This is a genomic window from Kitasatospora sp. NPDC090091, assembly GCF_044747365.1.
GTDB lineage: Bacteria > Actinomycetota > Actinomycetes > Streptomycetales > Streptomycetaceae > Kitasatospora.
In genome coordinates this window covers 365,936-378,396 of sequence record NZ_JBIVDY010000001.1, presented here as the reverse complement: position 1 = coordinate 378,396, position 12,461 = coordinate 365,936, and the positions used below count along the sequence as shown (strand labels likewise).

Sequence of the window (12,461 nt, the reverse complement as noted above, 5' to 3'; positions counted from 1 at the left end):
GCACCAGCGGGATCAGAGCCTCAGCTCTGGCCGCCGGCCAGCTTCTCGCGCAGGGCAGCCAGGGCCTCGTCCGAAGCGAGAGCGCCGGAGCCCTCGTCGCTGCTGGAGGAGTACGAACCGCCGGCGGCGGCGGCAACAGCGTCGCCACCCTCGGCAGCGGCCTCGGCGTCGGCCTCGCGGCTCTTGATGACCTGGGCCTGGTGCTGCTCGAAGCGGGCCTGGGCCTCGGCGTACTGCCGCTCCCACTCCTCGCGCTGCTTCTCGAAGCCGGGCAGCCAGTCGTTCGCCTCGGGGTCGAAGCCCTCCGGGTAGATGTAGTTGCCCTGGTCGTCGTACGAGGCGGCCATGCCGTACAGGGTCGGGTCGAACTCGACCTCGGCCGGGTTGGCACCCAGGGCCTCGTTGGCCTGCTTCAGCGAGAGGCTGATGCGACGACGCTCGAGGTCGATGTCGATGACCTTGACGAAGATCTCGTCGCCGACCTGGACGACCTGCTCCGGGATCTCGACGTGGCGCTCGGCCAGCTCGGAGATGTGGACCAGACCCTCGATGCCCTCGTCCACGCGGACGAACGCACCGAACGGAACCAGCTTGGTGACCTTACCCGGAACGACCTGGCCGATCTGGTGGGTACGGGCGAACTGCTGCCACGGGTCCTCCTGGGTCGCCTTCAGCGACAGGGAGACACGCTCGCGGTCCATGTCAACGTCGAGAACCTCGACGGTGACCTCCTGGCCGACCTCGACAACCTCGGACGGGTGGTCGATGTGCTTCCAGGACAGCTCGGAGACGTGAACCAGACCGTCGACGCCGCCGAGGTCCACGAACGCACCGAAGTTGACGATCGAGGAGACGACGCCGGAGCGCACCTGACCCTTCTGCAGGGTGGTGAGGAAGGTCTGGCGGACCTCGCTCTGGGTCTGCTCCAGCCAGGCACGGCGGGACAGGACCACGTTGTTGCGGTTCTTGTCCAGCTCGATGATCTTGGCCTCGAGCTCCTTGCCCACGTAGGGCTGGAGGTCGCGGACGCGGCGCATCTCGACGAGCGAGGCCGGCAGGAAGCCACGGAGGCCGATGTCGAGGATGAGACCACCCTTGACGACCTCGATGACGGTACCGGTGACGATGCCGTCCTCTTCCTTGATCTTCTCGATCGTGCCCCAGGCACGCTCGTACTGAGCGCGCTTCTTGGACAGGATGAGACGACCCTCCTTGTCCTCCTTCTGGAGAACCAGGGCCTCGATGTTGTCACCGACGGCGACGACCTCGTGCGGGTCAACGTCGTGCTTGATCGAGAGCTCGCGGGAGGGGATGACGCCCTCGGTCTTGTAACCGATGTCGAGGAGCACCTCGTCACGGTCGACCTTCACGATGACGCCCTCGACGATGTCGCCATCGTTGAAGTACTTGATGGTCTCGTCGATCGCGGCGAGGAACGCGTCCGCGTCGCCGATGTCGTTGACCGCGACCTGCGGGGTGGTGCTGAGGGAGGAGTCGGTGGGGCTCGTCATTAGGAAAAGGGCTCCGGTACGGACATGAAGTCGTAGGTAATGCCACGCGGAGGGCCCGTATCGCTCCCACCGAAAGCCGGACAGCCAAGAACACGGCGCACCGAATCTTCCCGAGTATCGGGAATCGGCGTCCGTCTTGCGACCGTGGGGTCTTCGACAGATGCGAGCGCGACCTGCTCCGTCCGAGGCGCGCAGGCCCGCAGCGCAACTTGTAGCATACGGGGACGGCCAGGCACGGTCAACGCCAAGGGCGGCAAGACGGTGGAGGCCGGTATGGATCAGGCCATATCCTCCGATTGCGCACCTCACGGGTGGCGGCCGCAGGGAGCCCTTCCCCGGATGCCACCGCCAGGATCCGGACCCTTGGTGGGGCCGGTTCGCAGCAGCGGCGCTTCCGCAGACGACACCCTACGCGATGGGCATTATCACCGTGGCCACCACCCCCCCACCGGATCTGCACGATCTTGACGACGACGGCGACGACGCGCTAAGGCGGCACGCCGAGGCCGACGAGAGCAGCCGCGCCAGCCGGCACTGGTGGGACCGGAACGCGGACGAGTACCAGGACGAGCACGGCGAGTTCCTCGGCGACGACCGGTTCACCTGGTGCCCCGAGGGCCTGGACGAGGCGGACGCCCGCCTGCTCGGCGAGGTCGCGGGCCGGACCGTGCTGGAGATCGGCGCCGGGGCCGCCCAGTGCTCCCGCTGGCTGCTCCACCGGGGCGCCCGCCCGGTGGCGATGGACATCTCGTACCGCCAGCTCCAGCACTCCCGGCGGATCGACCTCGCCCGCGGCACCCCGCCCGTGCCGGTGGTCCAGGCCGACGCGGCGGTGCTGCCCTTCGCCGACGGCTCCTTCGACCTGGCCTGCTCCGCGTACGGCGCGGTGCCGTTCAGCGCCGACACCGCCGGGCTGATGCGCGAGGTGCACCGGGTGCTGCGGCCGGGCGGGCGCTGGGTGTTCTCGGTGACCCACCCGATCCGCTGGGCCTTCCCGGACGAGCCGGGCGTCGAGGGCCTGACGGCGGTGGCGTCGTACTTCGACCGCACCCCTTACGTCGAGCAGGACGAGCAGGGGCGGGCCACCTACGTCGAGCACCACCGCACCCTCGGGGACCGGGTGCGCGAGCTGGTCGGCGCCGGTTTCCGGCTGGTGGACCTGGTGGAGCCGGAGTGGCCGGAGGGGCACGAGCAGGAGTGGGGCGGCTGGTCGCCGCTGCGCGGCCGGCTGATCCCCGGGACGGCGATCTTCGTGGCCGAGCGGGACTGAGACGGGGCCGGCCGGGGCGGGGCGCGGCTGAAGCGGCCGGCCCCGGCGGGCCGGCGGCGTCGGGGAGACTGTCGGGGTGAACCCCGCCTGGCGCGATCTGCCCGTCCGCACCGCCCTGCCCGAGCTGCACCACGCACTCGACGAGCACGGCACCGCCGTCCTGGCCGCCCCGCCCGGCACCGGCAAGACCACCCTGGTGCCGCTCGCCCTCGCCGGCCTGCTCGGCGACGGCCGCCCGTCGCGCCGGGTGCTGGTCGCCGAGCCGCGCCGGCTCGCCGTCCGCGCGGCCGCCCGGCGGATGGCCTGGCTGCTCGGGTCCGCCGTCGGGGCCGAAGTCGGCTTCACGGTGCGCGGCGAGCGGCGCGCCGGGCCGGACACCGTGGTCGAGGTGGTCACCACCGGCGTGCTGCTCCAGCGGCTCCAGCGCGACCAGGAGCTGTCCGGCGTCGACGTCGTCGTCCTGGACGAGTGCCACGAGCGGCACCTCGACGCCGACACCGCCCTCGCCTTCCTGCTCGACGTCCGGGCCGCGCTGCGGCCGGATCTCGGCATCGTCTGCGCGTCCGCCACCTCCGACACCGAGGCCTGGGCCGACCTGCTCGGCGGCGCGCCCGTCGTGGAGGCGCACGGGGTCGCCCACCCGGTGGAGACGGTCTGGGCGCCGCCGCCGCGCGCCGTCCGGCCCGCTCACGGGACCCGGGTCGACCCGGCCCTGCTGGAGCACGTCGCCGCCACCGTGCGGCGGGCGCTCGCCGAGCGGACGGGCGACGTGCTCTGTTTCCTCCCCGGCGTCGGCGAGATCACCCGGGTCGCCGGGCTGCTCGCGGACGCCCCCGCCGAGGTGCTGCAGCTGCACGGGCGGGCCCCGCAGACCGTCCAGGACGCGGCGCTCACCGCGGGCGAGCGGCGGCGGATCGTGCTGGCCACCTCCGTCGCCGAGTCCTCGCTGACCGTGCCGGGCGTGCGGGTCGTGGTGGACGCCGGGCTGGCCCGGGAGCCGCGCACCGACCACGCCCGCGGCCTGGCCGGCCTGGTCACCGTCCGGGCCTCGCTGGCCGCCGCCCGGCAGCGCGCCGGACGGGCCGGGCGCGAGGCCCCCGGCACCGTCTACCGCTGCTGGGCGGAGGCCGAGGACGCCCTCGCCGCCCGCTACCCCACTCCCGAGATCGCGCTCGCCGACCTCACCCCGTTCGCCCTCCAGGCCGCCTGCTGGGGCGATCCGGACGCGACCGGCCTCGCCCTGCCGGACCGGCCCCCGGCCGGCGCGATGGCCGCCGCCCGGCAGACCCTGCGGGCCCTCGGGGCGGTCGACGCCGACGGGCGGGCGACCGAGCGCGGTGTGCGACTCGCCCGCACCGGGCTGCACCCCCGGCTGGGGCGCGCGCTCGTCGACGGCGCGGCGGCGGTCGGTGAACGCCGGGCCGCCGAGGTGGTCGCGCTGCTCTCGGAGGAGCCGCCGCGGGCCCTCGGCGACGACCTGGGCGCCGTCCTGCGCACCGTCCGGGACGGTCGCGACCCCTACGCCGGCCGCTGGCGCGAGGAGGTCCGCCGCCTCCGGCGCGGCGCGGGCTCCGAGCCCGCCACCGGCCTGCCCGACGCCGCGGCCGTCGGCCTCGTCGTCGCGCTGGCCTTCCCCGAGCGGATCGCCCGGGCCCGCGTCGAGCGGCCCGCCCCCGGCGAGCGCAGCCCGTACCTGATGGCCTCCGGGACGGCCGCCGAACTCGCCCCCGGTACCGCTCTCGGCGCCCTTCCCTGGCTGGCCGTCGCCGTCGCGGACCGCCCCGCCGGCTCGCCCTCGGCCCGGGTGCTGCACGCGGCCGCACTGGACGAGGAGACCGCCCGGCTGGCCGGCGCGCCGCTGCTGGCCGCCCGCGAGGAGGTCCACTGGGACACCCGGCGGGGTGAGGTGGTCTCCCGGCAGGTGGAATCGCTCGGCGCCATCGAACTCTCGGAGAAGCCGCTGGCCCGCCCCGACGTGTCACTCGTCCGGGCCGCCCTCCTCGAAGGGCTCGCCCGCGAGGGCGTGAGCGAGCTGCTGACCTGGCCCTCCCCCGGCCTGCGCGAACGCCTCGCGTTCCTCCACGCGGCAATCGGGGACCCGTGGCCGGATGTCTCGGACGAGGCACTGCTCGAACGCGCCGACGAGTGGCTGGAGCCCGAGCTCTCCCGTGCCCGCCGCCGCAGCGACCTCGCCCGGATCGACACCACCGCGGCCCTGCAGCGCCTCCTGCCGTGGGCGAGCGGCGAAGCCGGCCGCCTGGACGAACTCGCCCCCGAGCGCATCACCGTGCCGTCCGGCTCGAAGATACGAGTCGACTACAGCACCGAACGCCCGGTGCTGGCCGTCAAGTTGCAGGAGCTCTTCGGCTGGACCAGGACTCCCACCCTGGCCGCCGGCCGCATCCCGCTGACCGTCCACCTGCTGTCGCCCGCAGGCCGCCCCGCTGCCGTCACGGGCGATTTGGAGAGCTTCTGGCAGAACGGCTACCACGCCGTCCGCGCCGACCTCAGAGGCCGCTACCCCCGCCACCCCTGGCCCGAGGACCCGACCACGGCCGAGCCCACGAAGCGCACCAACGCCCGGAAGTAGCAGCAGGACAGCAGGAGAAGACAACGCCCGAAGCGAACTGCCGGTGCGGGCGAAGGCGGCTACCGCACCACGGGGATCCCCCCGGAGCGCCAGTCGGCCAGCCGCTTGCGGATGTTCGACACCATCGGCAGCCCGTCCGTTTCGGCCGGGGTGAACCACGCCACCTCGTGGGACTCGTCGGACACCCGCAACTCCCCGCCGAGCGGGCGCCCGAGGAGGCAGATGGAGAACTCCTGGCGGACCTCGCCGTCGTCATAGGCGAAGACGTGGCGAGGGTCGGTGTAGGTGCCGACGATCCCGGTGATCTCGATATCGATGCCGGTCTCCTCGCGCGTCTCCCGAATACCGCACCCGGCGAGCGACTCACCGATGTCCATCCGGCCGCCGGGCAGGGCCCACATCCCGTTGTCGGTACGGCGTTGGAGGAGGACGCGGCCCGCGTCATCGACCACGACGACGGACGCGGCCGGGACGAGGGAGTTGGCCGCAGGAGCGTCCGGGTCGTCCTCGTAGTCACGCCTGGGCATGATCCGCCACCTCCACTGTCGGGATCGTCCGCACGTCACGCCCCTTCGCCCACAAGTCCTCGGCTGGGACCTGCCGATCTGACCAGGGATGCGACACCTCCGCGCGAACCGGCGCGCAGGAAGTCGGCCCCGCCGACTTCCTGCGCAGGGCCGGCGCCGAGCGGCCCGCTTGTCACGAGGGGGCGGGCCGACCGGCTTCGGCGCGACGCGGTTGCTCAGGAGGAGGCCCACCAGGTCGCGGGCGTCGCGACCGTGTAGCCCAGCGACTCGTACAGCGGCCTGCCGAGCTTCGAGGCGGTGAGCGTGGCCGGCAGGTCCGCCAGGTGGGCGAGGGCGCCGAGCATGACGGCCCGGCCCACGCCGCGTGACCGGAACGCCGACGACGTACTGATCCAGTAGTGGCTGCCGACGCCGTCGGCCAGGACGCTGACGCCCGCTCCCGCGGCCACGCCGCCGACGGTGGCGATGAACACGTCCACGCCCGGCTGTTCGATCAGCGCCGCCGGGAAGAGTTCGCCGGGGCGGTAGGGCTCGAAGCCGTCCAGTTCGAAGCCCTCGATCACGATCCGCTCGGCCGTCCGGAGGTCCTCGGACCGCCGTACCCGGATCACGTCCAGGGCGGGTTCGCCGACGGGCCCGGGCAGCCTCAGCATGACCGGCATCTGCCAGTTGCGCATGCCCAGGTGGCTCAGGTCGGCCGAGCTGAACGGGTCCTCGACGAGGGCCGCCCCCGCGGCCCCGCGGACCAGCTCGCTCACCTCGGCCAGTTCACCCGGGTCGAGGTCGGGCTCCTGGACCAGGATCCGCAGACCCGCGCGCTCGTCGCCGTCGACGGCGACGAATCCGCGGCGCCGGATCACCTCGTGCCCCCGGCTCCGGCCGGTCGCGGTCCAGAAGGCGGCGGAGTTCCGGGCCTGGCGCATCGGCGCCTCGGCCAAGGACATGGGCTGGTCGGTCGAAGGGGATCCCGTTGTCATTGTGCCAACGCTAGTACGGAATTGACCGACCGGAGGGGCCAATTCCGCAGGAAGCCGACCGGTGTTGACCGGCGCCCGCGGGCCGGCCGAGCGTAGCGGCGGGCCCGGACGCCGAAGCGCCCGGGCCCGCCGGAGGACACCACGCGTCAGTGCGCGGCGGCCTCCCAGTCGGGGCCGACGCCGACGGAGACGTCGAGCGGGGCGCGCAGCGGGTAGGCGCCCGCCATCTGCTCGCGGACGATCGCCTCGACCCGTTCGCGCTCGCCCGGGGCCAGCTCCAGCACGATTTCGTCGTGGACCTGGAGCAGCATCCGGGACGCCAGCCCGGCCTCGCGCAGCGCGTCGTCCACCCGGAGCATGGCGATCTTGACGATGTCGGCGGCCGAGCCCTGGATCGGGGCGTTGAGGGCCATCCGCTCGGCCATCTCGCGGCGCTGACGGTTGTCGCTGTTGAGGTCCGGCAGGTAGCGGCGGCGGCCGAGCAGGGTCTCGGTGTAGCCGGTGGCACGGGCCTCGTCGACAACCCGGCGCAGGTAGTCGCGGACGCCGCCGAAGCGCTCGAAGTAGGTGTCCATCAGGCCCTGCGCCTCGGCCGGCTTGATGCCGAGCTGCTGGGAGAGCCCGTACGCGGAGAGCCCGTACGCCAGGCCGTAGGACATCGCCTTGATCTTTCGGCGCATCTCGGCGTCGACCGCGTCGCGGGGGACCTCGAAGACCTGGGAGGCGACGGTGGTGTGCAGGTCCTCGCCGGAGGCGAAGGCCTCGATCAGGGCCTCGTCCTCGGAGAGGTGGGCCATGATCCGCAGCTCGATCTGCGAGTAGTCGGCGGTGAGCAGCGCCTCGTAGCCCTCGCCGACGACGAAGGCGCGGCGGATCATCCGGCCCTCCTCGGTGCGGACCGGGATGTTCTGCAGGTTCGGGTCCTGCGAGGAGAGCCGGCCGGTGGCGGCGACCATCTGGTTGAAGGTGGTGTGGATGCGCCCGGCCGGGGAGACCGTCTTGAGCAGGCCCTCGACGGTGGTGCGCAGCTTGGCCTGGTCGCGGTGGCGCAGCAGGATGACCGGCAGCTCGTTGTCGGTCTGGGTGGCCAGCCAGGTGAGCGCGTCGGCGTCGGTGGTGTAGCCGGTCTTGATCTTCTTGGTCTTGGGCAGGGCCAGCTCGCCGAAGAGGATCTCCTGAAGCTGCTTGGGCGAGCCGAGGTTGAACTCGTGGCCGGCGGCGGCGTGCGCCTCCTCGACCACGCGCTGGATCTCGGCGGCGAACTGCGCCTCCAGGCCGGTGAGCCAGGCGCGGTCGGCAGCGATGCCGGTGCGCTCCATCCGGGCCAGCAGGGCGGCGATCGGCAGCTCCATGTCGCGCATCAGGCCGGTGGCGCCGACCTCGGCGAGGCGGGTGTCGAAGTGCGCGGCGAGGTCGAGCACGGCGCGGGCCTGGAGCATCAGCGCCTGGGCGCCGGCGGTCGGGTCCTCCTCCGGGGCGTCGAAGGCGAGCTGGCCGCTCTCGGCGGCGGGCGCCGGGGCGAGCGAGCGGGCCAGGTACTCCTCGGCGAGCACCTCCAGGGTGAAGGTGCGGCGGCCGGGCTTGTCCAGGTAGGCGGCGAGGGCGGTGTCGGCGACGACGCCCGCGATGGTCCAGCCGCGCTCGGCGAAGGCCCGCATGACCTGCTTGGCGATGTGGAGCGCCTTGGGGGCGGCCGGGTCGGCCAGCCAGGCGGCGAGGGCGCGCTCGTCCTCCTCGGCGAGCAGTGCCGGGTCGAACCAGGCGGCCGTCTCCCCCGTCGCGAGCGCGATCTCGGTGACCTCACCGCTGCCGAGGGCCCACTGGTAGACGGCGGCGAGGGCGACCGGGGCCTTGCCGGCGGCGTGCTCGGCGAGCCAGGCGGCGAGCGTGCCGGGGTCGGTGAGCAGTTCGCCGTCGACCTCGATGCCGGGGGCGGGCTCGGCCGCGGCCTCGGGCTCGGCGGCGGCCGGGTCGATGCCGAAGACGCGGTCGCGGAAGTTGGCGTTGCGGAACTCCAGCGACTCCATCAGGGTGCCGACGGCCGCCCGGTCGAACGCGGTGCGGCCCAGGTCGTCGATGCCGAGCGGGAGTTCGACGTCGCGGACCAGCTCGGTGAGGACGCGGTTGCGCTTGACCGAGTCGAGGTGCTCGCGCAGCTTCTCGCCGATCTTGCCCTTCACCTCGTCGGCGCGGGAGACGAGTTCGTCGAAGGAGCCGAACTGGTTGACCCACTTGGCGGCGGTCTTCTCGCCGACGCCGGGGATGCCGGGCAGGTTGTCGGACGGGTCGCCGCGCAGCGCGGCGAGGTCGGGGTACTGGCGCGGGGTGACGCCGTACTTCTCGGCGACCTTCTCCGGGGTGTAGCGGGTGAGTTCGGAGACACCCTTGGTCGGGTAGAGGACGGTGACGTGCTCGGTGACCAGCTGGAGCGAGTCGCGGTCGCCGGTGACGATGTCGACGTCGAAGCCGGCCGCCTCGGCGGCGGTGGCCAGGGTGGCGATGATGTCGTCGGCCTCGAAGCCCTCGACGCTGAGCCGCTGGACGTTCATCGCGTCCAGCAGGTCGTGGATCAGGCCGACCTGGCTGCGGAACTCGTCCGGCGTCTTGGCCCGGTTGGCCTTGTAGTCGGGGAACTCGGCGGAGCGGAAGGTCTGGCGGGAGAGGTCGAAGGCCACCGCGAGGTGGGTGGGCCGCTCGTCGCGGACGGTGTTGGCGAGCATCGAGGCGAAGCCGTACACCGCGTTGGTCGGCTGGCCGGTGGAGGTGTTGAAGTTCTCCACGGGCAGCGCGTAGAACGCCCGGTAGGCCATCGAGTGCCCGTCGAGCAGCATCAGCCGGGGCCGGGCCGCCCCGCCGCCACCCGCCGCGCCCTTGTCCGTACTCTGCGTAGCCACGTCAACGTCCGTTCCTGCCGATTCCACTACCGGCCACCGATCCTATGGCCCGGCACCGACAAAAGGGGCGCGTCCGCCGGACGGCCCGCCCCGCACCGGCCGGCGCCCCGCACGCCGCCCCCGCACGCCGCACCGGCGCGCCGGGCCCGCCGCGCCGGCCTGCGCCCGGTGCCCGCTACCGCCGAGTAGGACGGTCGTACGATCACTGGCAGCACGACGACGTGACCCCGAGCGGCAGGAGCTCCCCCATGACCGACGCGTCCGACGCGGCCCCCGTCCTCAAGGTCCCGCAGGAGGTGCTGGACCACTTCGCCAAGCTCGGCGTGGACCCGGCCACCTTCTCCGGCGGCCACCTCGGCGAGAAGCTCGGCATCCGGATCGTCGAGGCCTCGGGCGACCGGGTGGTCGGCACCATGCCGGTCGAGGGCAACCAGCAGCCGTACGGGCTGCTGCACGGCGGCGCCTCGGCGGCGCTGGCGGAGACCCTGGGCTCGGTCGGCGCGATGCTGCACGCCGGGCCCGGCCGCTACGCGGTGGGCGTGGACCTGAACGCCACCCACCACCGCTCGGCCACCTCCGGCCTGGTCACCGGGGTGGCGACCGCCGTGTTCAAGGGGCGCACCGCCGCCACCTACGAGATCGCGATCACCGACGACACCGGCCGGCGGATCACCAGCTGCCGGCTGACCTGCATGCTGCGCGACCTCTGACGCGACCCCGGCGCGACCCCCGGGCCGGCCGGCGCACCCCCGGGGGTGCGTCTGACGCCCCGTCGGCCCGGCGACCCTCCCGACGGCGGATCAGTCGGGCTCACTGATCATCAGATCCCTTACGGGCCCCCTTGTTTGACCTTCGACCGCCCTGGGCAGGCGTTGGTCTATACAAGGGGGCCCTTGCGTGTTCACAGAATTTCAACTGTGTAACGCTGAGTAACATCGAGCGAATTCACTCGACAGGGGACCCCGACGCCCCGAGTGACACGGAAGCCCGTTCGTCAACCCCACGAACGTCCGATATTCGGACGAGCATGCCCGACACCAGCAAAGCGGACAGTCGCGTCCGATTATCGGAGCGGCCAGGAGTAACCCCCATTTCTGGGCCTTACACCTTTCTACCGGCCAGTAGAACCCCAGTAGTACCGGATCGATCGAGCCAAAACGACCACATAGTGAGACAGTCGCTCCGTGTGCTCATAACAAGAGAATCACAGCCTCGCCACACCACTGCCGGAGCCCGCCCACCGGCATCTAGAGTCACGGCCAGTCACCGCGCCACCGGATTGGGCCAGGCAGCCCATCGCGCATCCCGGCTCCCGCCATTCAGGCGCGGCGCCCTCCTGAACCGAAGGGGACCCCTGTGCGTCATCGTTCAGCAGTTGTCGTGAGCATTGCCGTGATCGGCGCCCTCAGCCTGAGCGCCTGCGGCTCCCGCGGCGAGAAGAAGTCCGGGGACGGCAACAACGCCGGGTCCAGCACCACCGTCACCATCGGTGTCGACGCCCCCCTCACCGGCGACCTCTCCGCCCTCGGCCTCGGCATCCGCAACTCCGTCGAGCTCGCGGCCAAGCAGGCCAACGAGAAGAACGAGGTCCCCGGGATCAAGTTCCAGATCAAGGCCCTCGACGACACCGCCAAGCCCGCCCCGGGCCAGCAGAACGCCACCCAGCTGGTCGCCGACAAGGACGTCCTCGGCGTCGTCGGCCCGCTCAACTCCAGCGTCGCCCAGTCGATGCAGCAGATCTTCAACGACGCCAACCTCGTCCAGATCTCCCCCGCCAACACCGGCGTCGCCCTCAGCCAGGGCGAGAAGTGGGCCAGCGGCACCAAGGCCCGCCCCTTCAAGTCCTACTTCCGCACCTCCACCACCGACGCCGTCCAGGGCCCCTTCGCCGCCCAGTTCCTGGCCAAGGACGCGAAGAAGACCAAGGTCTTCCTCATCGACGACCAGAAGACCTACGGCGCCGGCCTCGCCGCCACCTTCAAGGGCGAGTTCACCAAGCAGGGCGGCCAGATCGTCGGCGAGGAGCACGTCAACCCCGACGACCGCGACTTCGCCGCCGTCGTCACCAAGGTCAAGTCCTCCGGCGCCGAGGCCGTCTACTACGGCGGCGAGTACCCCGCCGCCGGCCCGCTCTCCCTCCAGCTCAAGGAGGCCGGCGTCAGCATCCCGCTGATGGGCGGCGACGGCATCCAGAGCGGCGACTTCATCAAGCTCAACCCCAAGAGCCAGGGCGACTACGCCACCGCCGTCGGCCTGCCCGTCGAGCAGCTCCCGACCGCCGCCAAGTTCATCGCCGACTACAAGAGCGCCGGCTACAAGGACGCCTACGAGACCTACGGCGGCTACTCCTACGACAGCGCCTGGGCCATCATCCAGGGCGTCAAGGCCGTCGTCACCGCCAACGGCGGCAAGCTCCCCAGCGACGCCCGCGCCAAGATCGTCGAGGCCGTCCAGAAGGTCTCCTTCGAGGGCGTCACCGGCAAGGTCTCCTTCGACGAGTTCGGCGACACCACCAACAAGCAGCTCACCGTCTACGCCGTCAAGGACGGCAAGTGGGCCGTGGAGAAGTCCGGCACCTTCAACGGCTGACCCGACCCGCACGTCGAACAGCCACAGCACACCGGAACACACGCGCGGGGGGCGCCACGAGTGCCCCCCGCGCGCCCCACATCCACCACCCACGCGGACCCAC

At 72.2% G+C, this 12,461-nt stretch carries 8 protein-coding genes; 4 read left to right on the top strand and 4 right to left on the bottom strand.

The genetic code is table 11. From position 1 onward, the window contains the following. Positions 1–20: 20 nt before the first annotated feature. On the bottom strand, positions 21–1,511 hold the full coding sequence (rpsA, locus tag ACIPSC_RS01655; protein WP_238740199.1) for a 30S ribosomal protein S1: 1,491 nt from the start codon (positions 1,509–1,511) through the stop codon (positions 21–23). A gap of 415 nt (positions 1,512–1,926) precedes the next feature. Between rpsA and ACIPSC_RS01650 the strand changes: the two genes are divergently transcribed. Then, a complete protein-coding gene (locus tag ACIPSC_RS01650; RefSeq protein WP_400822193.1) occupies positions 1,927–2,781 on the top strand; it encodes a class I SAM-dependent methyltransferase in 855 nt (284 codons plus the stop codon). A 76-nt stretch (positions 2,782–2,857) separates the two neighbouring features. Next, a complete protein-coding gene (gene hrpB, locus ACIPSC_RS01645) occupies positions 2,858–5,371 on the top strand; it encodes an ATP-dependent helicase HrpB (protein ID WP_400822192.1) in 2,514 nt (837 codons plus the stop codon). A gap of 59 nt (positions 5,372–5,430) precedes the next feature. On the opposite strand, the gene ACIPSC_RS01640 is transcribed toward hrpB, so the two are convergent. The 3 genes from ACIPSC_RS01640 to polA all read right to left on the bottom strand — a co-directional run bounded on the left by ACIPSC_RS01640 (position 5,431) and on the right by polA (position 9,706). Further along, a complete protein-coding gene (locus ACIPSC_RS01640; RefSeq protein WP_400822190.1) occupies positions 5,431–5,898 on the bottom strand; it encodes an NUDIX hydrolase in 468 nt (155 codons plus the stop codon). 215 nt (positions 5,899–6,113) lie between these two features. Further along, complete coding sequence (locus ACIPSC_RS01635; RefSeq protein ID WP_400822189.1) at positions 6,114–6,875, bottom strand: GNAT family N-acetyltransferase; 762 nt, start codon at positions 6,873–6,875, stop codon at positions 6,114–6,116. 146 nt (positions 6,876–7,021) lie between these two features. Further along, positions 7,022–9,706 carry a DNA polymerase I gene (gene polA / locus ACIPSC_RS01630; protein WP_400822486.1) on the bottom strand — a complete coding sequence of 895 codons (2,685 nt, stop codon included), beginning with the start codon at positions 9,704–9,706 and terminating at the stop codon, positions 7,022–7,024. Positions 9,707–10,017: 311 nt separating this feature from the next. Between polA and ACIPSC_RS01625 the strand changes: the two genes are divergently transcribed. Together ACIPSC_RS01625 and ACIPSC_RS01620 are read left to right on the top strand one after the other, a co-directional pair. Continuing rightward, positions 10,018–10,479, top strand: a complete 462-nt coding sequence (locus ACIPSC_RS01625) for a PaaI family thioesterase (RefSeq protein WP_400822187.1) — start codon at positions 10,018–10,020, stop codon at positions 10,477–10,479. Positions 10,480–11,125: 646 nt separating this feature from the next. Continuing rightward, entirely contained in the window at positions 11,126–12,358 is a 1,233-nt protein-coding gene (locus tag ACIPSC_RS01620; RefSeq protein WP_400822186.1) for a branched-chain amino acid ABC transporter substrate-binding protein, read from the top strand. The last annotated feature ends 103 nt before the right edge of the window (positions 12,359–12,461 follow it).

What these genes read in the sequence shown, in the direction of transcription:
- polA (WP_400822486.1), bottom strand. Translation starts at nt 9,706, where the DNA reads ATGCTGCTCGACGGGCACTCGATGGCCTACCGGGCGTTCTACGCGCTG.
- ACIPSC_RS01640 (WP_400822190.1), bottom strand. Translation starts at nt 5,898, where the DNA reads ATGCCCAGGCGTGACTACGAGGACGACCCGGACGCTCCTGCGGCCAAC.
- rpsA (WP_238740199.1), bottom strand. Translation starts at nt 1,511, where the DNA reads ATGACGAGCCCCACCGACTCCTCCCTCAGCACCACCCCGCAGGTCGCG.
- ACIPSC_RS01635 (WP_400822189.1), bottom strand. Translation starts at nt 6,875, where the DNA reads ATGACAACGGGATCCCCTTCGACCGACCAGCCCATGTCCTTGGCCGAG.
- ACIPSC_RS01625 (WP_400822187.1), top strand. Translation starts at nt 10,018, where the DNA reads ATGACCGACGCGTCCGACGCGGCCCCCGTCCTCAAGGTCCCGCAGGAG.
- ACIPSC_RS01650 (WP_400822193.1), top strand. Translation starts at nt 1,927, where the DNA reads ATGGGCATTATCACCGTGGCCACCACCCCCCCACCGGATCTGCACGAT.